Genomic DNA, 23286 nt, shown 5'->3' with positions numbered 1-23286 from the left:
GCCCGGGCCGGCGTTGCTAAATTTGATCCCAGTGGCCGTAAAAGCATCACGCGAATTTGTCGTCAACGCGCCGCCAGAAGTGGTCATGGAGGCGCTGACAGATGTCGGCGTCCTCTCGTCCTGGTCACCGCTGCACAAGAACATCGAAGTGATCGACCGGTATCCCGACGGCCGGCCCCACCACGTCAAGACCACCATCAAGATCCTGGGGCTCGTCGACAAGGAGATCCTGGAATATCACTGGGGCCCGGACTGGGTCTGCTACGACGCCAAAGGAACCTCCCAGCAGCACGGTCAGCACGTCGAATACAACCTCAAACCCGAAGGCGTCGGCCAGACCCGAGTGCGTTTCGACATCACCGTCGAACCGGGCCGGCCCATGCCCGCGTTCATCGTCCGGCGGGCCAGCGAAAGCGCCCTCGACGGGGCGGAAAAGGGATTGCGCGAAATGGTGATGCGCGGCACCCGTCCCGCCGAGCCCGAATAGCCGGCGTCTGTGGTTTTCGGCCCTCGCCGGCCGCGGCGCTGTAGTTAACTTGTTAGCAGTGGCTGTACAAGCATCGTCGGAAATCGTGATCGATGCGCCTCCGGAGGTCATCATGGAGGCGCTCGCCGATATGGACGCGGTGCCGTCATGGTCGTCGGTGCACAAGCGGGTCGAGGTCATCGACAAGCACCCCGACGGGCGACCGCACCACGTGAAGGTCACGATCGCGGTGACCGGCATCCACGACACCGAACTGCTCGAATACCACTGGGGGCCCGACTGGATGGTGTGGGACGCCCACAAGACGGCCCAGCAACACGGCCAGCACGGGGAGTACAACCTGAGCCGGCTGGGCGACGACCGGACCAGGGTGCGGTTCACCATCACCGTCGAACCGTGGGCCCCGCTGCCGGAGTTCTGGGTCGCGCGGGCCCGCAAGAAGATCCTGCACTCCGCGCTGGAGGGCCTGCGCAAGCGGGTGATGGGGCCTCGGGGCTTCGGCCCGGCTAGGTAGCGTCGCGCAGTGCGGCCAGTCGCTTGATCGCCTCATCGAGCGTGTCGTCGCGTTTACAGAAGGTGAAGCGCACCAAGTGATTCCACACGTCGGCCGGCCCGCGTGCCGTGCCCGGGTCGCAGAAGGCCGACATCGGGATGGCGGCGACCCCCACCTTTTCGGGTAGCGCCGCGCAGAACGCGGCGCTGTCGTCGTAGCCCAGCGGGCGGGGATCGGCGCACAAGAAGTACGTGCCGGCGCTGTCGTGCACCTCGAACCCGACGTCGATCAGCCCGGCGGCCAGCCGATCGCGCCTGGCCTGCAACGTGGCGCGCAGGTCGTCCACCCAGGCGCCCTCCTGCTCGAGCGCCAAGGCCACGGCCGGCTGGAACGGCGCGCCGCCGACATAGCTCAGATACTGTTTGGCCGCGCGCATCCCGGCGATGAGTTGCGCTGGGCCGCAAGCCCATCCGATCTTCCAGCCGGTGCAGTTGAACATCTTGGCCGCGCTGGAGATCGTGATGGTCCGCTCGGCCATGCCGTCGAAGCCGGCCAGCGGCACGTGTTGGCGCCCGTCGAACACCAGGTGTTCGTACACCTCATCGGTGATCACCAACAGGTCGGCCGCGACGGCGATCTCGGCGATGGTGGCCAGCTCGGCCGCGCTGAGCACCGTGCCGGTCGGATTGTGCGGCGAGTTGACGATCAGCGCGCGGGTCCGTGGCGTCACCGCCCGGCGCAGCGCGTCGGCGTCCAGGGCGAAGCCGCGACCGTGGGGGACCAGCGGCACGGCGACCCGCCGCGCGGAGGCCATCGCCACCACGGGCGAGTAGGAGTCGTAGAACGGCTCGATGAGCAGGACCTCCGAGCCGGGTTCGATCAGGCCGATCACCGCCGAGGCGATGGCCTCGGTCGCCCCGACCGTCACCAGCACCTCGGTGTCGGGGTCGTACTCGATGCCGTACTGGCGGTGGCGCTGGGCGGCGATCGCGTGTCGCAGCGGCGCGATGCCGATCCCCGGCGGGTACTGGTTGACGCCGTCGGCGATGGCCTCCTGGGCGGCCTTCAGCATGGCCGGCGGCCCGTCCTCGTCGGGAAACCCCTGGCCGAGGTTCACCGCTCCGATCCGCGTGGCCAGCGCCGACATCTCGGCGAACACCGTGGTCGCGTACGGGCGCAGTCGCGAGACCGTCATGGTCGTCGAGCTTAACTTCCTGCGCCCAGCGTGACTGCACCGTCACGTTCGGCGCCGAACGTGACTGTCGCGTCACGCTCGAGGCTCTGACCAGCGCCAACCTGCTCAACCAACAGGTTGGCCGGGCCTGCTGTTAGGGTGGTGCGGGACCTAGTCTTGAAGACGGGATTCGAACCCTATTCGCGAACAAGGAAGTCGTCATGTCCGAAGAAGCTTTCATTTATGAGGCCATCCGCACACCGCGGGGCAAGCAGCGCAACGGCTCGCTCAACGAGGTGAAGCCGCTCAACCTGGTCGTGGGCCTGGTCGACGAGCTGCGCCGGCGCTACCCCGACCTGGACGAGAACCTGATCAGCGACATGATCCTCGGCGTCGTGTCCCCGGTCGGCGACCAGGGCGGCGACATCGCCCGCACCGCGGTGCTGGCCGCGGGCCTGCCCGAGACCACCGGGGGTGTGCAGCTCAACCGGTTCTGCGCCTCCGGTCTGGAGGCCGTCAACACCGCCGCTCAGAAGGTTCGTTCCGGCTGGGACGACCTGGTGCTGGCCGGCGGCGTCGAGTCGATGAGCCGCGTCCCGATGGGCTCCGACGGCGGCGCCTGGGCGACCGACCCCGAGACCAACTACCAGATCGGCTTCGTGCCGCAGGGCATCGGCGCCGACCTGATCGCCACCATCGAGGGCTTCTCCCGCGACGACGTCGACGCCTACGCGCTGCGCAGCCAGCAGAAGGCCGCCGCGGCGTGGTCGGGCGGCTACTTCGCCAAGTCGGTCGTGCCGGTGCGCGACCAGAACGGCCTGGTCATCCTCGACCACGACGAGCACATGCGGCCCGACACCACGCTCGAGGGCCTGGGCAAACTCAAGACCGCGTTCGACGGCATCGGCGAGATGGGCGGCTTCGACGACGTCGCGCTCACCAAGTACCACTGGGTCGAAAAGATCAACCACGTCCACACCGGTGGCAACAGCTCGGGCATCGTCGACGGCGCCGCGCTGGTGCTGGTCGGTTCGGAGGCCGCCGGCAAGTCGCAGGGCCTGACGCCGCGGGCCCGCATCGTGGCCACGGCGACCAGCGGCTCGGACCCGGTCATCATGCTGACCGGCCCGACGCCCGCCACGCGCAAGGTGCTCGACCGCGCGGGCCTGACGATCGACGACATCGACCTGTTCGAACTCAACGAGGCGTTCGCGTCGGTGGTGCTGAAGTTCCAGAAGGACCTCAACATTCCCGACGAGAAGCTCAACGTCAACGGCGGCGCCATCGCGATGGGCCACCCGCTGGGCGCCACCGGCGCCATGATCACCGGCACCATGGTCGACGAGCTCGAGCGCCGCAACGCGCGTCGCGCCCTGATCACGCTGTGCATCGGCGGCGGCATGGGTGTCGCCACCATCATCGAGAGGGTTTAAGACCATGGCAGAGAACACCATTGCGTGGGATAAGGACGCCGACGGCATCGTCACCCTGACGCTTGACGACCCCACCGGGTCGGCCAACGTGATGAACGAGCACTACAGCGAGTCCATGCACAACGCCGTCGAACGCCTTGCCGCCGAGAAGGATTCGATCACCGGCGTGGTGATCACCAGCGCGAAGAAGACCTTCTTCGCCGGTGGTGACCTGAAGGGCATGATCAACCTCGGCCCCGAGAACGCCGGCGAGGCGTTCGACACCGTCGAGTCGGTCAAGCGCGACCTGCGTGCGCTGGAGACCCTGGGCAAGCCGGTGGTGGCCGCCATCAACGGCGCCGCACTGGGCGGCGGCCTGGAGATCGCGCTGGCCTGCCACCACCGGATCGCCGCCGACGTGAAGGGCAGCGTCCTGGGTCTGCCCGAGGTGACGCTGGGCCTGCTGCCGGGCGGCGGCGGGGTGACCCGCACCGTGCGGATGTTCGGCATCCAGAAGGCATTCATGGAGGTGTTGAGCCAGGGCACCCGCTTCAAGCCGGCCAAGGCCAAGGAGATCGGCCTGGTCGACGAGCTCGTCGGCTCGGTCGACGAACTGGTGCCCGCCGCCAAGGCGTGGATCAAGGCCAACCCCGATTCGCACGAACAGCCCTGGGACAAAAAGGGTTACAAGATGCCCGGCGGCACCCCGTCCAGCCCCGCGCTGGCCGGCATCCTGCCGTCGTTCCCGGCGCTGCTCAAGAAGCAACTCAAGGGCGCCCCGATGCCGGCGCCGCGGGCCATCCTGGACGCGGCCGTCGAGGGCGCGCAGGTGGACTTCGACACGGCCAGCCGCATCGAAAGCCGTTACTTCACCCAGCTGGTCACCGGCCAGGTCGCCAAGAACATGATCCAGGCGTTCTTTTTCGACCTGCAGCACATCAACGGCGGCGGTTCGCGCCCCGACGGCATCGAGCCGGTCAAGATCAACAAGATCGGTGTGCTGGGCGCGGGCATGATGGGCGCCGGCATCGCCTACGTGTCGGCCAAGGCCGGCTTCGACGTGGTGCTCAAGGACGTCGATATCGAGGCCGCCCAGAAGGGCAAGGGTTACTCGGAAAAGCTTGAGGCCAAGGCACTTCAGCGTGGCAAGACCACCGAGGAGAAGAGCAAGGCGCTGCTGGACCGCATCACGCCGACTGCCGACCCCGCCGACCTGGCGGGCGTCGACTTCGTGATCGAGGCGGTGTTCGAGAACCAGGAGCTCAAGCACAAGGTGTTCCAGGAGATCGAGGACATCGTCGAACCCAACGCGCTGCTCGGGTCGAACACCTCAACCCTGCCGATCACCGGTCTGGCGACCGGCGTCAAGCGGCAGGAGGACTTCATCGGAATCCACTTCTTCTCGCCGGTCGACAAGATGCCGCTGGTGGAAATCATCAAGGGCGAGAAGACTTCCGACGAGGCCCTGGCCCGGGTGTTCGACTACACGCTGGCGATCGGCAAGACGCCGATCGTGGTCAACGACAGCCGCGGGTTTTTCACCAGCCGCGTGATCGGCACGTTCGTGAACGAGGCGCTGGCGATGCTCGGCGAGGGCGTGGCCCCGGCCAGCATCGAGCACGCCGGTTCGCAGGCCGGCTACCCGGCGCCGCCGCTGCAGCTGTCCGACGAGCTCAACCTGGAGCTGATGCACAAGATCGCCGCGGCCACCCGCAAGGGCGTCGAGGACGCGGGCGGCACCTACGAGCCGCACCCGGCCGAGGCCGTCGTCGACAAGATGATCGAAATCGGACGGCCCAGCCGCTTGAAGGGCGCCGGCTTCTACGAGTACGTGGACGGCAAGCGGACCCGCCTGTGGCCCGGCCTGCAGGAGACGTTCAAGTCGGGCAGCGCGGAGATTCCGTTGCAGGACATGATCGATCGCATGCTGTTCGCCGAGGCGCTCGAGACGCAGAAGTGTCTGGACGAGGGCGTGCTGACCTCGACCGCCGACGCCAACATCGGCTCGATCATGGGCATCGGCTTCCCGCCGTACACCGGTGGTAGCGCGCAGTTCATCGTCGGTTACTCCGGTGCCGGCGGCACGGGCAAGGATGCGTTCGTGGCCCGCGCCAAGGAACTGGCGGCCAAGTACGGCGAGCGGTTCCTGCCGCCGAAGTCACTGAGTTAAGTCCTGCCACGAGCGGACGTAAAAACCCTCGCACGCACGGCGTGTCGGGGGTTTTTACGTCTGCTCGCCGGTCAGGTGCGCCGTTGGAACAGGTAGTACCGAGCCGGGGTCTTCTCGGCGCGGTCCAGTTCGCGTTCCGCGCCCGCGGACAGCAACGTCCAGTTGGGAGTGAAGCGCCGTTCCATCTCGGCGTGGTCGATGCCGCGCACCCCGACGCGGCCGCCGGGCACGAACGCGATGATGAGCAGCCGGGCATGCGGGGCCGCCACGGCGCTGACCTCGCGGACGTAGGCGTCGCGATCCGCGTCGCTCATGTTGTGCAGGCAGGCGTTGTCGACGATCAGCTCGAAGTTCGCGCCGATCCCGGCCCGGCTCAGCTGGGTGACGTCGGCCTGGACGAAGTCGACGGCCGCGCCGGCCTTGGCGGCCTTGGCCCGCGCCCGCTCCAGGGGTTTGGCCACGAAATCCACCGCGGTGACGCGCCAGCCGTGCTGAGCGAGGTAGATCGAGCAGTCACCGGTACCGCATCCGAGTTCGAGGGCGGACCCGGCGGCAAGCGCGGCCGTGTCGCCGGTTCCCTCGACCAGGTCCCGCACACTGCGGGCCAGCGGGTGACCGTCCCATGGGGTGAAACCGATGCGGTAGAAGATCCGAAACAGCATCTGTTTGGAAGCCATAGCTCACCCTATGCCGCGCGGCGGATCACCTGCTATCGGCAGGCGGCGGCGATTCGGCGCCATTCCTCGCGCGGGAAGGCTCTCGGATCGGCCCGCAACACCTGGACGCAGACGTGATCGGCTCCGGCGGAACGATGTTCGGCGACCCTGCCCATGATGGCGTCTTCGTCACCCCAGGCGATGATCGCGTTGAACAGTCGATCGCTCACCTGCGCCACATCGTCTTCGGAGAAGCCGCTGCGCAGCAGGTTGTTCGCGTAGTTGGGCAACGCCAAATAGGACCGCAGCCACTCGGTTCCGATCTGACGCGCCTCGTCGGCGCTGTCGGTCAGGATGACCGTCTGCTCCGGCAGGAGCAGGGGGCCCTGGCCCAAAGTCGAACGGGCAGAAGCGGTGTGGTCGGGGGTAACCAGGTAGGGGTGGGCGCCCGCGGCGCGGCTCGCGGACAGCTTCAGCATCTTCGGTCCGAGCGCGGCAAGAACCCGGCGCCCGGTGGGAACCGGCCGCGGCGCGGCATCCAACCCGTCCAGGAACGACGCCGTGGCCGCGAGCGGTTTGCGGTAGCGTCCGGGCTGGCCGGCGTCGATCAGCGGTGCGTGGCTGACGCCGATTCCGAGCAGGAAGCGGTCGCCGTGCTCCGCGGTGAGCGCCGCATAGGATTCGGCGACGTCGCCGGGCCCATGCATCCATAGATTCAGGATGCCGGTGGCGATCACGGTCCGCTTGGTCGCGGCGAGCAGATGACCGACCGAGTCGAACACCGGCCCACCGACGTCGGGAATCCACAGCGCAGGGAAGCCGAGTTCATCGAGTTCGGCTGCGGCGTCGGCGGATTCGGCCGGGTCGCCGTAGCGCAGTTGACTGCTCCAGATCCCAACACCGGTCAGTTCCATCTGAGGCCTTCCCTTCGTGGCACGCGCGCGGCCGCTCGGGTCCGCGGCCTACTGGACATGCTGTCAGACGTCGCTTCCGGCGTAGTCGGGGACCGGCATCGAGTCGTGCATGCGGACGCCCTTGGTGTTCAGCTTGGCCAGCGACCGGGACAGCGACCCCGGCATCGCCGAGATCAGTTGGGCTCCACGGGTTAACGCCCAGACTCCGGCGCGGGAACCGGGGATGATGCCCTTGGCCGCGCCGCGGGCGAAGGACCGGCTGCGATGCACCGGTTCGCGCATCTGCAGTTCGTAGGCGGCGAAGGCGCGCAGGTGGTCGCCGTCGGCGCGGGCGAGTTCTCCGGCGAGCACGTAGGCGCCGAGGACGGCGAGGCTGGTGCTGCCGCCCACCGCCGGCCCGGGGCAGTATCCGGCATCGCCGACCAGGGTGACGCGGCGGCGCGACCACCTGTCCGTGCGGAGCTGGGTGATGGAGTCGAAGTAGAAGGTGGGCGTGCGCTCGATTTCGGCCAGCCAGCCGTCCACCTGGTCATGCATCCCGGTGAAAGCGTCGCGCAGTAACTCCTTCTGCCGCAACACATCGCGGTGGTCGTAGTCGGGTTCTTCCCGGCGGCGAAACAGAAACACCACCCGCGCGTCGTCCAGGTGGTCCGCCGTGTAGATACCGGCGAAGCGGCCGACGCCGATGTGGCCGACCATCTCGCCGGCCCGCACCAGCGCCTTGGGCGCCGACAGCACCGACAGGTATCCCCCGAGGAAGCGCGTCAGGCCGGCTTCCTCGCCGAAGGTCAGGCGCCGAACGTTGGAGTGCAGGCCGTCGGCGCCGACGATGACGTCGAAGGTGCGTGCCTCGGAGCGCTCGAACGCCACGGTGCCGTCGTGCTCGATCTCGGTTATCGAGTCGCCGAACAGGTACTCGACGTCGTCGCGGGCGGCGTCGTAGTAGATCTCGCTGAGGTCGTCGCGCATGATCTCCACGTGCCGGTCGGAGCTGGCGGCGTAGATCTTGGTGAGCTCGATGTCGGTGGCCCGCGGCCGGCCTTCTCGGTACAGCGCCAGGCGGGTGGTTCCGGTGGCCAGGGCCTCGATGCGGGGCAGGACGCCCATCTTCGCCGAGATCTCCATCGCCGGACGGAACAAGTCGACGGCGTGGCCGCCGGTTTTGCGCAGCGTCGGGGCGCGCTCGACGACGGTGACGTCGAAGCCGTAGCGGGACAGCCAGTACGCCAGCACCGGGCCGGCGACACTGGCGCCGGAAATGAGTATCCGCACGATCCACCTCCCGCACTTACTTAACGTTCGGTAAGCATAGCATTCCCACTTACCGATCGGTAAGTCAGATAAACTCGGGCGGGTGAGCAGGCCCCGGTCAGACACGCGCGAGCGGATTCAGGAGGTCGCTCGCGAGCTGTTTTTGCAGCGCGGCGTGCAGCGCACCAGCCTGCAGGACATCGCCAACCAGCTGGGCATCACCAAACCCGCGCTGTACTACCACTTTCCGTCACGCGAGGACCTGGTGCGCAGCATCCTGGTGCCGCTGATCGACGAGGGCGAGCGGTTCGTCGCCGACCACGAGAGCCGCGGCGCCGTCGATGTTCGCGAGTTGTTGGAGGGCTATTTCGATTTCCACTACCGGCACCGCCGGGACCTGGTGCTGTTGCTGACCGAGTTGTCGACGCTGATCGACCTGGACCTCATCGACACCGTGCTGGCGTGGCGAGAGCGGTTGGCGCGGCTGGTGTTCGGTGAGACGCCGACGCTCGCACAGTCCACCCGCGCGGTCGTCGCGTTCGGCGGCTTGCAGGACTGCTGCGTGCAGTTCGTCGACGCGCCGCAGGAGGAACTGCGCGAGAAGTCGGTCGCGGCCGCGTTCGACGCGCTGAATGGCTGAATAGTGGCGGGGCTAAAGTCCGTTGGTATGCGCTTCGGTCTCTTCATTCCGCAAGGCTGGCGGATGGATCTGGTCGGCATCGAACCCGACAAACACTGGGCGGTGATGCGCGATCTGGCCGATCACGCGGACCGCGGCCGGTGGGACTCGTTGTGGGTCTACGACCACTTCCACACCGTCCCGGTGCCCACCGGGGAAGCCACCCACGAGGCATGGTCGCTCATGTCCGCGTACGCGGCCACCACGTCGCGCATCAAGCTCGGCCAGATGTGCACGGCCATGAGCTACCGCAACCCGGTCTACCTCGCCAAGGTGGCCGCGACGGCCGACATCATCTCCGGTGGCCGGATTCAGATGGGGATCGGCGGCGGCTGGTACGAACATGAATGGCGCGCTTACGGTTACGGATTCCCGTCGGCGGGCGTCCGGTTGGGTCGCCTCGACGAAGGCGTCCAGATCATGCGCGACGCCTGGCGCGACGGCAAGGTCAGCTTCGACGGCAAGCACTACCAGGTGGACGGCGCGATCGTCGCCCCTAAGCCACTGCAGGACAACGGGATTCCGCTGTGGATCGCCGGCGGCGGCGAGAAGGTGACCTTGCGTATCGCCGCCCGGTACGCGCAGTACACCAACTTCACGCCCGAGCCGGCCGCGTTCGCCCACAAGTCGCAGGTGCTGGCCGGGCACTGCCGCGAAGTGGGCACCGACTTCGACGCCATCGTGCGTTCGGTCAACGTCAACGCCGTCGTCGGCCCGTCGGAGGCCGACGTCAAAGACCGGCTGCAACGGGTCCGCGGCCGCATGGCCGATTACGTCGGGGAGGCCGCCGCGGACGCGATGATCGCCGGCACCAGCGGGCCGGACTCGGCCACCGGCACGCCGGAACAGGTCGTCGAGCGTCTGACCAAGCTCCGAGATCTCGGATGCGACTACGCCATCTGCTATTTCCCCGAGGCCGCCTACGACCGTTCCGGCATCGAGCTGTTCGAAGGAGAGGTCATTCCCGCACTGAGCTAGCGGCAGCGCAGCCCGACCAGCATCAGTGCGGCGCCGAGGAACGCGGTGACGGTGCGGACATGGTTCCATGCCGTCCACGTGGAGAAGTACGTCTGCCATTCGCGCGCGGCGTCGGCGGCCGACAGCCCCACCGGGTCTACGCCGTCGAGACGGTTGTTCAGCGGCACGTTGAACACCACCGTGATGATCGCGGCGAGGATCGCGAAAACCGCTCCCGCCAACAGCCACCAGCTGCCGGGTTGGCGCAACTGCGTCACCGCGACGACGCCGACCGCCAAGGCGAGGATCGCCGCACCAAAATACGCGAGCAGAAACGCGGGACTGGAATTCGCTGCGACGTTGATACCGCGCATCGCGGCAATCGCCTCGCGCGAATCGATGCCATTCAGGCCGCGCATCACGAATGTGGAGAACACGTACATCATTCCGCCGGCGGCGGCGCCGACGATCGTGGCGATGGAGGTCAGGATGACAACCGGACTTGCGTTCATGGCCTGAAGTCAACCGCGGGCCGGCTGAGACCATCCATCGCTATCCGTCCCGATTACATATGCGCCCGTCTACGATCCGGTTGTGGACGCCGTGGTGGGATTGCTCGACGGCGTTCGGGCGCGCGGGGCATTTGTGTTGCGCATGATGATGGACCCGCCGTGGTCGCTGCGCATCCAGGACGACGCGCCGCTGGCGATCATCTGCCAGACGCATGGCAGCGCCGTCATCGTCGGCGACGACAGCGGCACCGATTGGCTACGTCCCGGGGACATTGCGCTCACCCGCGGCACCCAGCATTACGTCTTCGCGGACGACCCGGGGACCGCCCCGATGGCGGTGATCCATCCGGGTCAACGGTGCACCACGCAGACCGGGGACGACTTGCACTTCGAAATGTCGTTGGGCGTGCGGACGTGGGGTAACAGTCCCTCGGGTGCGTCCCGCTCCATCGTCTGCGCGTACGAGGGACGCAGCGAGGTCAGCGCCCGGTTGCTCGACGCGCTGCCCGCCGTGCTGGTGTTGCGCGCGGACGAATGGGACAGTCCGCTGGTTCCGCTGTTGGCCAGCGAGGCCGGCCGTGGCGGCCCCGGCCAAGAGGCGTATCTGGATCGGCTGCTCGACTTGCTGCTCATCGGGGTGCTGCGCATCTGGTTCGACAACGACGTCAACGCGCCCGCCGGGTGGCACGCCGAACACGACGCGGTGGTGGGGCCGGCCTTGAAGCTGATCTACAGCAACCCCGCGCACCCCTGGACCGTCGCGAATCTCGCTGCGGCAGTTGGCGCGTCACGCGCAGCGTTCGCCCGCCGGTTCACCGAGCAGGTGGGCGAGCCGCCGATCGCTTTCCTCACCGGTTGGCGGCTTGCGTTGGCCGCCGATCTGCTGCGGTCCAGCCAGGCGACCATCGCCGCCGTCGCCCGAGAGGTCGGCTACGCCACCCCGTTCGCGTTGAGTACCGCCTTCAAACGCGCCTACGGGGTGAGCCCGAATACCCACCGCGCCGGCGCGGGCTGATCGGCCGGCGCGAGCTACACGTCGCTGGTGAGGTACCTGGTCTTGGCCGGGGGCGCGGCCAGCAGCGGGGGAAGCTGCGTCAGCTTGCCCTCGCCCGCGCGGAACGCGCGGTAAGCCTCGTCGTGCTCGACCGTCTCCCAAATTTCGTAAATCAACCAGTGCGCTTCATCGTCTTCGTCGACGAGCACGTCGGTGCGGACGTTCCCGTCGAACGCGCGGGTGTCCTGCAGCGCCCGGCCCATCAGCTCGCGCCCCGCGGCGACCTCGTCGGGCTTGAACCTGAGCTCGAGTATCACGGTGACCGTCATGGCGCCAACATATCTTCCCCGCGCCCGATGCCAGCCCTCGCCCATTGCGCGGAGGCGAGAATGCGGTTTCCAGTTTTCGGAAAGCTGTTATACGGTTCAGTGAGTTCTGTTGGCGGATTGTCGACGTTCCTGGAGGACCCCCCCGATGCAGAAGGCACTTGCTCCCGAGATCTCTACCTGGCCCGATGAGAGCCCGCAGCTCATCGGCAGCCGATGCGGCAGCTGCGAGGCGACCACCTTCCCGGTGCAGCAGTGGTGCCCGCGCTGCAGCGGTGGCGAGATGTCCGACGTGCTGTTGCCCCGGCGCGGAACGCTGGTGGCGTGGACGACCCAGGGCTTTCCCCCTGGAGCCCCTTACATCGGCCCGGCCGGTAAGGACTTCGTGCCCTTCGGAGTGGGACTGGTCCAGCTCGGTGATGTGATCCGCGTCGAAGGCCGCCTGACCGAGAACGACCCGGCCAAGTTGAAGTTCGGCCAGGAAGTCGAACTCACCATGGTGCCGTTCGCCACCGACGACGAGGGCGCCGAAATCATCACCTTCGCGTTCCAGCCCGTCGCCTGAGTCAGGAGGATTGAGATGACCAACGACGTCGCCATCATCGGCGTGGGCCTGCACCCATTCGGCAGGTTCGAAAAGACGGCGATGCAGATGGGCGCCGAGGCCGTCCAGCTCGCGCTCAAAGATGCCGGAGTGGACTGGAAAGACATCCAATTCGGGTTCGGCGGCAGCTACGAGGTCTCCAACCCCGACGCCGTGACCCGCCTGGTCGGCCTGACCGGCATCACGTTCACCAACGTGTTCAACGCCTGCGCCACCGCGGCCAGCGCCATCCAGCAGACCGCCGACACCATCCGATTGGGCAAGTACGACATCGGCATTGCCATCGGCCTCGACAAGCATCCGCGCGGTGCCTTCACCGACGACCCCGCCAAGCTGGCGCTGCCGCAGTGGTACGCCAACAACGGGCAGTTCGTCACCACCAAGTTCTTCGGCATGAAGGCCAACAAGTACATCCACGACCACAACATCTCCCAGGAGACGCTGGCGCGGGTGGCCAACAAGAACTTCCGCAACGGTGCGCTGAACCCGAATGCCTTCCGGCGCAAGGAGATCTCCGTCGAGGAGATCCTCGCCTCGCCCGCGCTGAACTACCCGTTGACGCAGTACATGTTCTGCGCGCCCGACGAGGGGGCGGCCGCGGTCATCATGTGTCGCGCCGACATGGCCGAGAAGTTCACCGACAAGCCGGTCTATGTGCGCGCCTGCGAGATTCGCACCCGGCGCTTCGGCGCCTACGAGGTGCACGCCACGTCGGCGCCGCTGGACGAGGACGCGTCACCGACCGTGTACGCGGCGAAGGCCGCCTACGAGGCGGCCGGCATCGGACCCGAAGACGTCGACGTCGCGCAGTTGCAGGACACCGACGCCGGCGCCGAGGTGATCCACATGGCCGAGACCGGATTGTGCGCGGACGGCGAACAGGAGAAGCTGCTGGCCGACGGCGCCACCGAGATCCACGGCTCGATTCCCGTCAACACCGACGGCGGGCTGATCGCCAACGGCGAGCCGATCGGCGCGTCGGGGCTGCGGCAGATGCACGAACTGGTGCGCCAGTTGCGCGGCGAGGCGGGGGAGCGTCAGGTCCCCGGCGATCCGCGCGTCGGCCTGGCCCAGGTGTACGGCGCGCCCGGCACCGCCTCGGCGACCATCCTGTCTCGGTAGCGCCGCCAGACACAAAAGCCCCCGAAACAACGGAGTTTCGGGGGCTTTTGCGTTCGCTCGCTAGATGGCCGGACCCAGGAGGTCGTCGGCGTCGCGGATGATGTAGCCGTAACCCTGCTCGGCCAGGAAACGCTGCCGGTGGGCGGCGTATTCGGCGTCCAGGCTGTCGCGCGCCACCACGGAATAGAAGATGGCGCCGCCGCCGTCGGCCTTGGGCCGCAGCAACCGGCCCAGCCGCTGCGCCTCTTCCTGGCGCGAGCCGAAGGTTCCCGAAACCTGCACGGCCACCGCGGCTTCCGGCAAGTCGATGGAGAAGTTGGCGACCTTGGACACCACCAGCGTGTTCACCTCGCCGCGGCGGAAGCCGTCGAACAGCTCCTCGCGTTCCTTGGTCCGCGTGGAGCCCTGGATCACCGGGGCGCCCAGCTCGGCGCCCAGCTCGTCGAGCTGATCGAGGTACGCGCCGATCACCAGGGTCTGCTCACCCGGATGCTTCGCCAGAATCGATTTGACCACAGCGATTTTGGTGTGCACCGTCGAGCACAGCTTGTAGCGCTCTTCGGGCTCGGCGGTGGCGTACATCATCCGCTCGTTGTCGGTCATGGTGACCCGCACCTCGACGCACTCCGCCGGCGCGATCCACCCCTGCGCCTCGATGTCCTTCCACGGCGCGTCATAGCGTTTCGGGCCGATCAGGGAGAACACGTCGCCCTCGCGGCCGTCCTCGCGGACCAGCGTGGCGGTCAGCCCCAGGCGCCGCTTGGATTGCAGATCGGCGGTCATCCGAAACACCGGCGCCGGCAACAAGTGGACCTCGTCGTAGATGATCAGCCCCCAGTCGCGGCTGTCGAAGAGCTCGAGGTGGCGGTACTCGCCCTTGGTGCGGCGAGTGATCATCTGGTACGTCGAGATGGTCACCGGCCGAATTTCCTTGCGCTCACCGGAGTATTCGCCGATCTCGTCCTCGGTGAGCGAGGTGCGGGCGATCAGCTCACGCTTCCACTGCCGCGCCGCGACGATGTTGGTGACCAAAATCAGCGTTGTCGCACCGGCTTTCGCCATCGCGGCGGCCCCCACCAACGTCTTGCCGGCGCCGCAGGGAAGCACCACCACGCCGGAGCCACCCGACCAGAACGAGTCGGTGGCCATCTGCTGGTAGTCGCGCAGGTGCCAGCCGTCCTGGGCCAGGCTGATCGGATGCGCCTCGCCGTCGACGTAGCCAGCGAGATCCTCTGCGGGCCAACCGATCTTGAGTAGCATTTGCTTGACCCGGCCGCGCTCGCTGGGGTGAACGATGACCGTGTCGTCGTCGATCCGGGCGCCGAGCATCGGGGCGATCTTCTTGTTGCGCAGCACTTCCTCGAGCACCGCGCGGTCCAGGCTCACCAGCGTCAGGCCGTGCGCCGGGTTTTTCACCAGCTGTAAGCGGCCGTAGCGGGCCATGGTGTCGACGATGTCGACCAGCAGCGGCTGCGGCACCGCGTAGCGAGAGAAGGAGACCAGCGCGTCGACGACCTGTTCGGCGTCGTGCCCGGCGGCGCGGGCGTTCCACAGTGCCAGCGGTGTGATGCGGTAGGTGTGCACGTGCTCGGGTGCGCGTTCCAGCTCGGCGAACGGCGCGATCGCGGCCCGCGCCGCGCCGGCCTGTTCGTGCTCCACCTCGAGCAGCACCGTCTTGTCTGACTGCACGATCAACGGTCCGTCAGACATAGATGGCGCCACTCCTCATCGCTTCGCCCTGCATAAGCTCCGGCATGCCGTCCATTATCGGCCCGAGCCCGACACCACCGACGTGATGCGGTGGATGGCGAAGTCGCGCAGCCTGCCCGATGCCGAATCAAAGGCCACCAGCTGACCGCCCCGGACGGTGATCGGCGACACGACGCGCTGGGTGGCCACGCCGGCCGCGTCTAGATAACCGATCACCAGGGTGTCTTGTTCCCGGGCGGCGCGCTGCAACAGCGTCATGGTGGCCGCCGGATCGACGCGAACGTTGCCGAACGGTGCGCCGGTGACCTTGCGCAGCACCGCGACCACCGCGTGGAGGCTGTCGCTGTTGGGACGGTGCAGCGGGCGATAGGGACGGCGTTGTTGCGGTGTGGCCACCCGGGCGCCCCGGGGCCGGACGTCGACGACGGCGCCGGTCGAGTCTTCGGCCGCCGGAGCGAAGCCCGCGGCTCGCAGCGCGGCGAGCACCTCGCCGATCGGCGCCGGCGACACCGCCACCGTGGGGGCCAGGGCGCGCAACTGCACCTCTTCGGTCGCGGGAGCGGCCACAGCCTGGGCCAGCAGCGCCGGATCCTCGCACCGCACGAACGACGCGGCCATGCCGATCCGCAGCTGCCCGTGCCTGCGCGCGACGTCGTCGATGAGATAGGTAAGCCCTTGGGGCACTGGCGTTTTGGAGTGCTTGGCGAACAGGGTATGCATCCAGTCGCTGGTCTTGCCGACGTCGAGCGCATGCCGGATCGACTGCTCGCTGACGCGGTACACCATCGCCGTGCCCGCCGATTCGACGGTGGCCACGGTGGCGAGTTGCTCGGCCAGGTCGCGCCGCAGCGGACCCGGCACGACAACCGTCAGGTCCGCCTGCACCAGGAAGTGATCGACCGGTTCGGGCAGCGCCCTGGTCATGGCGTCGATCGCGGCCTGCGGATCGTTGTCCTCGTCCAGCAGCGCCCGGCCGGGCGTGCTGATCGCCCCGCGCCCCACCAGCCCCATGGCGTGGCCTTCGGCGAGCAGATCCCCGACGGGCCCCGGCTGTAACCGCTTGGCCCACCGCGGACGCCGCCAGATCAGCGCGGCCGATGCTTCCGCCGCGTCGACGCCGGCCCCGGGCGGGAGCCCGGACAGCATGCCGAGCAACAGGCGGCGATCCAGCGGCGCGGCGGTGGAATACAGGGCATCGGTAAGGGCCCCATAGGGTTTGGCGTCGGGACCGCGCGTGCCGATCAGCGCCGGCCGGCTGGGCAGGTCGAGCCAACTGCTGGCCAACAGGTGCCAACGCTCGGCGGCGGACAGCGCGGCGAACCGATCGGTGGCGACCGTCGGCGCCCAGTACGGTGCCTCGCCGGTGGCCGGTTCGGGGTCGGGCATGCCGCTGGCGATCAGCCCGGCCGCGGCGGCGACTTCGAGGATCAAACCCAGCCGTGACTCGTCGATGCCGGTCACCTTGCTCAGCCGCTTGGCGTCCCGGATTCCCAGGCCCCCGCTGCGCAGCTCGGAAACCGGTGCGGCGGAAAGCGTTTCGAGCAGAACGTCGAGCTCCCGCAGCAGGTCGATGGCGGCTCCGGCGGCCGTCGCGTCGACGTCGTCGGCGGTGGTGGTCGACACCACCGGGTTCGGCGCGGTCAGTTGCATCGGGCCGGGCCGCTCGCCGCGCAGCACCTGTCCCACGTGGCGGGGCAGGATCACGGTCTCGGCGTCGATGCGCCGCAACAGGCCCATGGCCAGCAGCTGGGGCACCGGGCGGTCCGCCGCCGCGCCCGGCGCCGCGTCGCGGGTGCGGCCCATCGGGGAGCCTTCGAGAAGTTTCTCCAGTACCTCGAGCTGCGCCCGGTCGAGGTCGTCGATCAGGGCCGCGATCTGCTCGGCGTCGCGCGAGGTGTCCTCGAGCATGACCTGCCCCGGATGCCACGGCATTCCCGTCCCGGCGTCGGGGGCGACCCGCAGCGCGGTCTCGCCCCAGACCAGGACGCGTTGCCGGAGGTCGTCGACCGCGTCGAGGACGTCGCCTTCGGGGGCGCGATCACCGATCAGCACCAGCAGCTTCGCGGTCGGCACCGGTTCCGCGTCGGCCCGCAGCACCAGCAGCGCGTCGAGCACCGCCAGCCGCAGGAAGTCGAGGTCGTCGGTGGCGGCCTTGATCGACTGGCGGGCCTGGGCTCGGGCCGCCAGTGCGGCGATGCTGCCGGGCGGGGGCTGGGCGAGGTCCGGCCGCAATTCCAGCAGCCGGGTCAGGCGCTCATCGGACAACTCGGCCAGCCACGACCCCAGCGGGATATCCGGGGTGTTGTCGGTCATCGCTGACCAGCGTAAAGCAGGTCGTGGATGCCGAGCAGATCGCGAAGGGGCGGCGCGAACCTACGGTCTTGCGCCACGCGCTCCTGGGTCACCTGTCAGAATGGACCTCGTGGCTGACACTGCTGAGGGCAAAGCTCGCAAAACCAAGTATGTCGACAACGGCTGGCCGACGACGGACCCCGACGACCACGCGGTCAGTGAACTCGTCACCGACCGGACGGGTGCGCTGTCGCCCTTCGGCGAGCTGACGTTCCCGCTGCCCTCCACCGAGCTGCCCTACCTGCACCCGGTCACCGTCGTCAATCGGTAGGTCTTTCCATGGCTAGGGCCTCTGAGGCCTCGAAAGCCTCGGCGACCTGGGCGTCGGGAGAATCCCGCTCGGGTGCGCTGTCACACGTGGACGACCAGGGGGCGGCCCACATGGTCGACGTCAGCGAGAAGGTAGCCACCAAGCGGACCGCCGTCGCCGCGGGCGCCCTGCGCACATCGGCACACGTGGTGGAGCTGATCTCGACCGGGGGCCTGCCCAAGGGCGACGCGCTTGCCACCGCCCGGGTAGCGGGTATCCAAGCGGCGAAGCGCACCAGCGAGCTCATCCCGCTCTGCCATCAGCTGGCGCTGACCGGGGTCGACATCGACTTCGACGTGGCGGAGTCGGACATCGAGATCACCGCGACGGTGCGCAGCACCGACCGCACGGGGGTGGAGATGGAAGCGCTGAGCGCCGTCAGCGTCGCGGCCCTGACGCTCTACGACATGATCAAAGCGGTCGACCCGGCCGCGCGGATCGATGACATTCGAGTCCTGCGCAAGGAAGGCGGCAAAACCGGAATGTGGACGCGGTCATGAGCACCCGATCGGCCCGCGTCATCATCGCCTCGACCCGGGCGTCGGCCGGACAGTACGAAGACCGATGCGGGCCGATCATCACCGAATGGCTGACCCAGCGGGGCTTTTCGGCCGGGGAGCCGGAGGTGGTCGCCGACGGGTCGCCGGTCGGTGATGCGCTGCGCAACGCGATCGATGACGACGTCGACGTCATCCTCACCTCCGGCGGCACCGGCATCTCACCCAGTGACAGCACCCCGGACCAGACCGTGGCCGTCATCGATTACCTCATCCCCGGCCTGGCGGAGGCGATCCGCCAGTCGGGCCTGCCCAAGGTGCCGACGTCGGTGTTGTCCCGCAGCGTGTGCGGGGTGGCCGGACGGACCCTGATCGTCAACCTGCCGGGTTCACCCGGTGGGGTGCGCGACGGGCTCGGGGTGCTCGCCGACGTGCTCGACCACGCGCTCGATCAACTCGCCGGTAAAGACCATCAGCGATGACGCTGGTCGTGCGCGCAGCCATGACCGAGCAGCCGATTCTTCTGGCTGAGCACGAAGAGCTGGTGGGCCATCAGTCGGCGGGGGCCATCGTCGGGTTCGTCGGCATGATCCGCGACCACGACGTGGGGCGCCGGGTGGTGCGGCTGGAGTACTCGGCGCACCCCTCGGCCGCCCAGGTCATGGCCGACGTGGTTGCCGATGTGGCGGCGCAGTCCAGCGGCGTCCGCGCCGTCGCCGCCAGCCACCGCGTCGGTGTGCTGCACATCGGAGAGGCGGCATTGGTCGCGGCCGTCGCCGCCGACCATCGCCAGGCGGCGTTCACCACCTGTGCGCGACTCGTCGACACCATCAAGGCGCGGCTACCGGTGTGGAAGCACCAGTTCTTCGCCGACGGCACCGAGGAGTGGGTGGGCTCGGCCTGACGCCGTAGCCAGCTGAGTCCGGGAGTTGGTGCGCCGTGCCCAACACGCCCCGAACAGGAGGGTTTTCGGGGCGTGCGGGGAATCTGGTGGCGCTAGAGCCTCAGGCGTTGGGCGACGGCTGCGCCAGGGCGTCCAGCGCGTCGTTCCCCTGAACATCCTGTGCCCGAATCGCTTCCCACAGCTGCTGGGTGTAGCTGGCGTCGGAGGCGAGCTCCGGCATGCCGACCGGGACGAAACCGTGGAAGTCCGCGTCCGCTACGGGTACGGGCGGCATCGCGTCGGCGGGCGGGGCGGGGGGCAGATCGGCCGGGGGAGCGGCGTCCGCGGGGGGAGCGGGCGGCAGCTCCTCAGGGGGCGCCGGCAGGTCTGCGGGCGGAGCCTCCGGCGGTGCCGGACGGTCGAAGGAGGCCAGCTGTACTGGAGCGGGCGGCGGGGCGTCCTGCGGCGGAGCGTCGGGCGCCGGGGCGCCGTTGACGCCGGGCGCATCCAGCGGGGCGTCCAGGCCGGCCGGGGCGGGCACCTCGCGCGGGCTGGGACCCGACAGCGGGCCGCCGCAGACGGGCCACGCGCCGCGGCCCTGGGTCGCCAGCACCCGCTCGGCGACGGCGATCTGCTGTTCCTTGGTCGCAAGCTCGGCCGACGGGGCGTATTGGCCGCCACCGTGCGAGGACCACGTGCTGGCGCTGAATTGCACCCCGCCGTGGTAGCCGTTGCCGGTATTGATGGCCCAGTTGCCGCCGGACTCGCAACGGGCTACCTGGTCCCATTCGCCGTCGGTGGCGGCGGCCGCCTGGCCGGCTAGGGCGATGCTGCCGCCACCGAGCACTGCGCCGGTAAAGGCGATCTTGGCGACGTTGACACTGGATGCGGTGGGCTTACGGTGACGTCCGCTCATGCGCGCCGATGTATTCCTCTCTCGTCACGCGCCTGCGAGGTCAGCTGTCGGGTTCGGGTTGGAGAGGCCACCCGGCCGGCGCGGCCGTCGAGGACGACGCCGGCTTCACCCCTAGGGGCCGCGAACGGCCCCAGTCCGATCACGGTGGACCGGTGGGTCCCCCGTCTCCATCCATGAGTTGGTGGCCCCCGCCTATTGGATGGAGCTCGGCGCGATAGGGAGGGGAGGTCCGCCAATCGGGATGGCTGGCGAGCCTTCGGAGACCGTAACGGTTTCTGTTGGTCTCGTCACGTGTCGCGAAACCTGGCGTTTCGCTCTCGGTCATCCGCGAAAACCGCAGCAACACACGGTGTTTGCGCAGGTCATTACACTCGAGATTGGAGCGTGACCGCGCCGTTATCGTTCCGTTATGTGAGATGTTTCACAGTTTCAGCCGCCGGAAAACGGCGGCAAGACATCGATCGTGTCACCGGATCGCAACGCGGTGGTCTCGTCGCGCACGGCAACCCCGTCGCACAGGTACGAGCATCGGCTCAAGACGGTGGCAAGGCGTGATCCGCGCGCGGCCAGCCGCTCGACCAGCTCGCCGACCGTGGTGCCGGGGCGCACCACCAGCGTCTCGGCTTCCACGCCCGCGGCCGCCTGGGCGGCCGCGAAGTAGCGCACCGTCACTCCGATGCCGGTCTCCTGGGCGGGGGACTGCCCCATGGGGCTAGCCACCGATCGCGCTCATCGGGCGGTCGGGCTGGATGAAGTTCGGGTCGTTGATGCCGTGGCCGGCGGGCTTGCCCCACATCGCGGTGCGCCACGCCGCCTCGATCGCCTCGTCGGGTGCGCCGTTGCGCAGCAGCGCCCGAAGGTCCGTCTCTTCCTTGGCGAACAGGCAGCTGCGGATCTGGCCGTCGGCCGTCAACCGGGTGCGGTCACACGTCGAGCAAAACGCGTGCGAGACCGACGCGATGACACCCACCTTGCCGGCCGGCGTGCCGGGGCCCTCGTCGACCAGCCACAGCTCGGCGGGAGCGGATCCCCGCGGCGCCGGGTCCGGTCGCAGCCGGAAATGCGGGCGCAGCGCGGCCAGCACGTCCTCGGCGCTCAACGCCGCGTCGCGCCGCCATTGGTGCCCGGCGTCGAGCGGCATCTGCTCGATGACACGCAACTGGTAGCCGTGCTCGAGGCAGAACCGCAACAGGTCCACCACGTCCTCGCGTCCCGTCGCGGGGTCGAGCACGGCGTTCACCTTCACCGGCGCCAGGCCGGCCTCGTGGGCGGCGGCCAGCCCGGCCAGCACGTCGTCGAGCCGATCACGGCGGGTGATGGCCGCGAAATGCTGCCGATCCACGCTGTCCAGCGAGACGTTGACGCGGTCCAGGCCCGCCCGGGCGAGCCCGGCGGCCCGCCGTGCCAGCCCAACGCCGTTGGTCGTCAGGGAGATCTCGGGGCGGGGCCTTAGCCCGGCCGCCGCGGCGATCACCTCTTCGAGGTGGCGCGCCAGCAACGGCTCACCGCCGGTGAACCGGACGTTGGTGACCCCCAGCCGGGTGACCGCGATGTCCATCAGCCTGGCCAGTTCGCCGGCAGTCAGCAGCTGCTCGCCCGGCAACCAGTCCAAGCCCTCGGCGGGCATGCAGTAGGTGCAGCGCAGGTTGCAGCGATCGGTCAGCGAGATCCGCAGATCCGTGGCGACCCGCCCGTAGGTGTCCACCAATGGGCCCGCGGACGGCGCCGTCCCGGCAACGGCACGCCCGCCGGCCGGGCCGTCAGGGCGGCTCCGCACCGTCGGGAAACCCAACGCCGTCAGGGTCATGCGGCCACCGGCGGCGCGTAATGAACCGGCGAGTCGACGGGAACGATCTCCTTGCCCAGCGGCATCAGCGACACCGGAATCAGTTTGAGATTGGCCAGCGCCAGCGGAATGCCGACGATCGTCAGCGCCATCGTCACCGCACTGACCAGATGACCGATCGCGAGCCAGAGCCCGAACAGCACCACCCAGATGATGTTTCCGATCAAGGCGCCCGACCCCGAGGTCGGCTTGTCGACGATCGTGCGGCCGAACGGCCACAGCGCGTACGAGGCGATGCGCAGCGACGCGAAGCCGAACGGGATGGTGATGATCAGCAGAAAGCTGACGAGCGCCGCGACGAGGTATCCGGCGGCCATCCATAGGCCGCCGAACAGAAGCCAGATGATGTTCAGGATCAGGCGCATATCACCTCCGCGGGTAATACCAAGCGTACCGAGTGACCAATAACGGGGGTGCTCGTTAGGGCCGCATCCGAGTAGGATCAGACTCTTAATACGGCGTCCTGCGCAGGCGGGACGCTTATTGTGTTGCCTATTTCTATTGATCCGTAAGACAAGCAGGTGAGACCAGTGCCGACCGGCAAGGTTAAGTGGTACGACGCTGACAAGGGCTTCGGCTTCCTGTCGCAAGAGGACGGCGAAGACGTCTACGTCCGCTCGTCGGCGCTGCCCGCTGGGGTCGAGGGGCTCAAGGCGGGCCAGCGGGTGGAATTCGGTATCGCTTCGGGACGGCGCGGACCGCAGGCGTTGAGCCTCAAGCTGATTGAGCCGCCGCCCAGCCTGACCAAGGCGCGGCGCGACGCGCCCGCCGAACACAAGCACAACCCCGACGAACTGCACGGCATGGTCGAGGACATGATCACGCTGCTGGAGAGCACCGTGCAGCCCGAGCTGCGCAAGGGTCGCTACCCGGACCGCAAGACCGCGCGCCGGGTGTCCGAGGTCGTCAAGGCCGTGGCGCGGGAGCTCGACGCCTAACGCGCGCAACGCAGCCAATTCGCAGGCGACGGCTCGGTGGCGAGCCGCAGATGGGGTACTCCACACCCCATGACGGTCGTCTA

The 23286-nt window shown here is 68.4% G+C and carries 26 protein-coding genes and 1 riboswitch; of the genes, 14 read left to right on the top strand and 12 right to left on the bottom strand.

The window, feature by feature from the left end; translation table 11 throughout:
* The first annotated feature begins 31 nt into the window (after positions 1-31).
* On the top strand, positions 32-487 hold the full coding sequence (locus QGN30_RS23470) for an SRPBCC family protein (RefSeq protein ID WP_014379218.1): 456 nt from the start codon (positions 32-34) through the stop codon (positions 485-487).
* Between the two features lie 58 nt (positions 488-545).
* Positions 546-1001 carry an SRPBCC family protein gene (locus QGN30_RS23465; RefSeq protein WP_026071396.1) on the top strand — a complete coding sequence of 152 codons (456 nt, stop codon included), beginning with the start codon at positions 546-548 and terminating at the stop codon, positions 999-1001.
* On the opposite strand, the gene QGN30_RS23460 is transcribed toward QGN30_RS23465, so the two are convergent.
* Positions 994-2175 (bottom strand): pyridoxal phosphate-dependent aminotransferase, encoded by a 1182-nt coding sequence (locus QGN30_RS23460; protein WP_009951790.1) that lies wholly within the window; start codon positions 2173-2175, stop codon positions 994-996. The genes QGN30_RS23465 and QGN30_RS23460 overlap by 8 nt on opposite strands.
* Before the next feature lie 200 nt (positions 2176-2375).
* On the opposite strand from QGN30_RS23460, the gene QGN30_RS23455 reads away from it, so the two are divergent.
* Entirely contained in the window at positions 2376-3587 is a 1212-nt protein-coding gene (locus tag QGN30_RS23455; RefSeq protein ID WP_201407309.1) for an acetyl-CoA C-acetyltransferase, read from the top strand.
* Between the two features lie 4 nt (positions 3588-3591).
* A complete protein-coding gene (locus tag QGN30_RS23450) occupies positions 3592-5736 on the top strand; it encodes a 3-hydroxyacyl-CoA dehydrogenase NAD-binding domain-containing protein (RefSeq protein WP_014379220.1) in 2145 nt (714 codons plus the stop codon).
* Between the two features lie 71 nt (positions 5737-5807).
* On the opposite strand, the gene QGN30_RS23445 is transcribed toward QGN30_RS23450, so the two are convergent.
* The 3 genes from QGN30_RS23445 to QGN30_RS23435 form a co-directional block, all read right to left on the bottom strand.
* Positions 5808-6413, bottom strand: a complete 606-nt coding sequence (locus tag QGN30_RS23445) for a class I SAM-dependent methyltransferase (RefSeq protein WP_041787028.1) — start codon at positions 6411-6413, stop codon at positions 5808-5810.
* Between the two features lie 32 nt (positions 6414-6445).
* Positions 6446-7306, bottom strand: coding sequence for an LLM class F420-dependent oxidoreductase (locus QGN30_RS23440; protein ID WP_014379222.1), 861 nt, complete (start codon positions 7304-7306; stop codon positions 6446-6448).
* 63 nt (positions 7307-7369) lie between these two features.
* Positions 7370-8578: an FAD-dependent monooxygenase gene (locus QGN30_RS23435; RefSeq protein WP_248923504.1), complete on the bottom strand. Its 1209-nt coding sequence runs from the start codon at positions 8576-8578 to the stop codon at positions 7370-7372.
* 82 nt (positions 8579-8660) lie between these two features.
* Between QGN30_RS23435 and QGN30_RS23430 the strand changes: the two genes are divergently transcribed.
* Entirely contained in the window at positions 8661-9197 is a 537-nt protein-coding gene (locus tag QGN30_RS23430) for a TetR/AcrR family transcriptional regulator (RefSeq protein WP_248923505.1), read from the top strand.
* Between the two features lie 27 nt (positions 9198-9224).
* A complete protein-coding gene (locus QGN30_RS23425) occupies positions 9225-10214 on the top strand; it encodes an LLM class F420-dependent oxidoreductase (RefSeq protein WP_201406287.1) in 990 nt (329 codons plus the stop codon).
* Here QGN30_RS23425 and QGN30_RS23420 read toward each other — a convergent pair.
* A complete protein-coding gene (locus tag QGN30_RS23420; protein WP_248923506.1) occupies positions 10211-10705 on the bottom strand; it encodes an anthrone oxygenase family protein in 495 nt (164 codons plus the stop codon). The two genes, QGN30_RS23425 and QGN30_RS23420, sit on opposite strands and share 4 nt — an antisense overlap.
* Before the next feature lie 82 nt (positions 10706-10787).
* Here QGN30_RS23420 and QGN30_RS23415 point away from each other — a divergent pair, with 82 nt between their 5' ends.
* Entirely contained in the window at positions 10788-11720 is a 933-nt protein-coding gene (locus QGN30_RS23415; protein ID WP_248923507.1) for an AraC family transcriptional regulator, read from the top strand.
* 14 nt (positions 11721-11734) lie between these two features.
* Here the strand turns inward: QGN30_RS23415 and QGN30_RS23410 are convergent, their stop codons facing one another.
* Complete coding sequence (locus QGN30_RS23410; protein WP_008253825.1) at positions 11735-12028, bottom strand: putative quinol monooxygenase; 294 nt, start codon at positions 12026-12028, stop codon at positions 11735-11737.
* 145 nt (positions 12029-12173) lie between these two features.
* On the opposite strand from QGN30_RS23410, the gene QGN30_RS23405 reads away from it, so the two are divergent.
* Entirely contained in the window at positions 12174-12590 is a 417-nt protein-coding gene (locus tag QGN30_RS23405) for a Zn-ribbon domain-containing OB-fold protein (protein ID WP_009951778.1), read from the top strand.
* Between the two features lie 15 nt (positions 12591-12605).
* Positions 12606-13751 carry a thiolase family protein gene (locus tag QGN30_RS23400; protein ID WP_009951777.1) on the top strand — a complete coding sequence of 382 codons (1146 nt, stop codon included), beginning with the start codon at positions 12606-12608 and terminating at the stop codon, positions 13749-13751.
* A 60-nt stretch (positions 13752-13811) separates the two neighbouring features.
* Here the strand turns inward: QGN30_RS23400 and QGN30_RS23395 are convergent, their stop codons facing one another.
* Together QGN30_RS23395 and QGN30_RS23390 are read right to left on the bottom strand one after the other, a co-directional pair.
* The gene (locus QGN30_RS23395) at positions 13812-15461 is read right to left on the bottom strand and encodes a DNA repair helicase XPB (protein WP_014379227.1); all 1650 of its coding nucleotides are present in this window, start codon (positions 15459-15461) and stop codon (positions 13812-13814) included.
* 54 nt (positions 15462-15515) lie between these two features.
* Positions 15516-17774, bottom strand: a complete 2259-nt coding sequence (locus QGN30_RS23390) for a helicase-associated domain-containing protein (protein WP_248923508.1) — start codon at positions 17772-17774, stop codon at positions 15516-15518.
* Between the two features lie 109 nt (positions 17775-17883).
* Here QGN30_RS23390 and QGN30_RS23385 point away from each other — a divergent pair, with 109 nt between their 5' ends.
* From QGN30_RS23385 to QGN30_RS23370, 4 genes are read left to right on the top strand one after another with little or no spacing between them, the layout of a single operon-like run.
* The gene (locus tag QGN30_RS23385; protein WP_008253834.1) at positions 17884-18084 is read left to right on the top strand and encodes a hypothetical protein; all 201 of its coding nucleotides are present in this window, start codon (positions 17884-17886) and stop codon (positions 18082-18084) included.
* A gap of 8 nt (positions 18085-18092) precedes the next feature.
* Positions 18093-18623: a cyclic pyranopterin monophosphate synthase MoaC gene (moaC, locus tag QGN30_RS23380; protein ID WP_026071397.1), complete on the top strand. Its 531-nt coding sequence runs from the start codon at positions 18093-18095 to the stop codon at positions 18621-18623.
* Positions 18620-19102, top strand: a complete 483-nt coding sequence (locus QGN30_RS23375; RefSeq protein ID WP_009951770.1) for a MogA/MoaB family molybdenum cofactor biosynthesis protein — start codon at positions 18620-18622, stop codon at positions 19100-19102. The genes moaC and QGN30_RS23375 overlap by 4 nt, the downstream gene beginning before the upstream one ends.
* Positions 19099-19524 carry a molybdenum cofactor biosynthesis protein MoaE gene (locus tag QGN30_RS23370; RefSeq protein WP_008253842.1) on the top strand — a complete coding sequence of 142 codons (426 nt, stop codon included), beginning with the start codon at positions 19099-19101 and terminating at the stop codon, positions 19522-19524. The genes QGN30_RS23375 and QGN30_RS23370 overlap by 4 nt, the downstream gene beginning before the upstream one ends.
* A gap of 100 nt (positions 19525-19624) precedes the next feature.
* Here the strand turns inward: QGN30_RS23370 and QGN30_RS23365 are convergent, their stop codons facing one another.
* From QGN30_RS23365 to QGN30_RS23350, 4 genes are all read right to left on the bottom strand, one after another.
* Complete coding sequence (locus QGN30_RS23365) at positions 19625-20419, bottom strand: transglycosylase family protein (RefSeq protein WP_248923509.1); 795 nt, start codon at positions 20417-20419, stop codon at positions 19625-19627.
* Positions 20420-20432: 13 nt separating this feature from the next.
* Positions 20433-20616, bottom strand: a riboswitch (cyclic di-AMP (ydaO/yuaA leader).
* A gap of 232 nt (positions 20617-20848) precedes the next feature.
* Entirely contained in the window at positions 20849-21127 is a 279-nt protein-coding gene (locus QGN30_RS23360) for a MoaD/ThiS family protein (protein WP_009957587.1), read from the bottom strand.
* Positions 21128-21131: 4 nt separating this feature from the next.
* A complete protein-coding gene (gene moaA, locus QGN30_RS23355) occupies positions 21132-22226 on the bottom strand; it encodes a GTP 3',8-cyclase MoaA (RefSeq protein WP_009957586.1) in 1095 nt (364 codons plus the stop codon).
* On the bottom strand, positions 22223-22630 hold the full coding sequence (locus QGN30_RS23350; protein ID WP_009957585.1) for a YccF domain-containing protein: 408 nt from the start codon (positions 22628-22630) through the stop codon (positions 22223-22225). Before QGN30_RS23350 ends, moaA begins: the two co-directional genes overlap by 4 nt.
* A gap of 165 nt (positions 22631-22795) precedes the next feature.
* Here QGN30_RS23350 and QGN30_RS23345 point away from each other — a divergent pair, with 165 nt between their 5' ends.
* Positions 22796-23203 (top strand): cold-shock protein, encoded by a 408-nt coding sequence (locus QGN30_RS23345; RefSeq protein ID WP_008253852.1) that lies wholly within the window; start codon positions 22796-22798, stop codon positions 23201-23203.
* The last annotated feature ends 83 nt before the right edge of the window (positions 23204-23286 follow it).

Source organism: Mycobacterium sp. 3-98, assembly GCF_035918355.1.
GTDB classification, from domain to species: Bacteria; Actinomycetota; Actinomycetes; order Mycobacteriales; family Mycobacteriaceae; genus Mycobacterium; species Mycobacterium intracellulare.
This window is presented reverse-complemented; position numbering and strand designations above follow the sequence as displayed.

Excerpts from the sequence above, each read along its gene's own strand:
- QGN30_RS23460 (WP_009951790.1), bottom strand. The coding sequence starts at position 2,175 with ATGACGGTCTCGCGACTGCGCCCGTACGCGACCACGGTGTTCGCCGAG.
- QGN30_RS23455 (WP_201407309.1), top strand. The coding sequence starts at position 2,376 with ATGTCCGAAGAAGCTTTCATTTATGAGGCCATCCGCACACCGCGGGGC.
- QGN30_RS23450 (WP_014379220.1), top strand. The coding sequence starts at position 3,592 with ATGGCAGAGAACACCATTGCGTGGGATAAGGACGCCGACGGCATCGTC.
- QGN30_RS23445 (WP_041787028.1), bottom strand. The coding sequence starts at position 6,413 with ATGGCTTCCAAACAGATGCTGTTTCGGATCTTCTACCGCATCGGTTTC.
- QGN30_RS23440 (WP_014379222.1), bottom strand. The coding sequence starts at position 7,306 with ATGGAACTGACCGGTGTTGGGATCTGGAGCAGTCAACTGCGCTACGGC.
- QGN30_RS23425 (WP_201406287.1), top strand. The coding sequence starts at position 9,225 with ATGCGCTTCGGTCTCTTCATTCCGCAAGGCTGGCGGATGGATCTGGTC.
- QGN30_RS23420 (WP_248923506.1), bottom strand. The coding sequence starts at position 10,705 with ATGAACGCAAGTCCGGTTGTCATCCTGACCTCCATCGCCACGATCGTC.
- QGN30_RS23410 (WP_008253825.1), bottom strand. The coding sequence starts at position 12,028 with ATGACGGTCACCGTGATACTCGAGCTCAGGTTCAAGCCCGACGAGGTC.
- QGN30_RS23405 (WP_009951778.1), top strand. The coding sequence starts at position 12,174 with ATGCAGAAGGCACTTGCTCCCGAGATCTCTACCTGGCCCGATGAGAGC.
- QGN30_RS23400 (WP_009951777.1), top strand. The coding sequence starts at position 12,606 with ATGACCAACGACGTCGCCATCATCGGCGTGGGCCTGCACCCATTCGGC.
- QGN30_RS23395 (WP_014379227.1), bottom strand. The coding sequence starts at position 15,461 with ATGTCTGACGGACCGTTGATCGTGCAGTCAGACAAGACGGTGCTGCTC.
- QGN30_RS23390 (WP_248923508.1), bottom strand. The coding sequence starts at position 17,774 with ATGACCGACAACACCCCGGATATCCCGCTGGGGTCGTGGCTGGCCGAG.
- moaC (WP_026071397.1), top strand. The coding sequence starts at position 18,093 with ATGGCTAGGGCCTCTGAGGCCTCGAAAGCCTCGGCGACCTGGGCGTCG.
- QGN30_RS23375 (WP_009951770.1), top strand. The coding sequence starts at position 18,620 with ATGAGCACCCGATCGGCCCGCGTCATCATCGCCTCGACCCGGGCGTCG.
- QGN30_RS23370 (WP_008253842.1), top strand. The coding sequence starts at position 19,099 with ATGACGCTGGTCGTGCGCGCAGCCATGACCGAGCAGCCGATTCTTCTG.
- QGN30_RS23365 (WP_248923509.1), bottom strand. The coding sequence starts at position 20,419 with ATGAGCGGACGTCACCGTAAGCCCACCGCATCCAGTGTCAACGTCGCC.
- QGN30_RS23360 (WP_009957587.1), bottom strand. The coding sequence starts at position 21,127 with ATGGGGCAGTCCCCCGCCCAGGAGACCGGCATCGGAGTGACGGTGCGC.
- moaA (WP_009957586.1), bottom strand. The coding sequence starts at position 22,226 with ATGACCCTGACGGCGTTGGGTTTCCCGACGGTGCGGAGCCGCCCTGAC.
- QGN30_RS23350 (WP_009957585.1), bottom strand. The coding sequence starts at position 22,630 with ATGCGCCTGATCCTGAACATCATCTGGCTTCTGTTCGGCGGCCTATGG.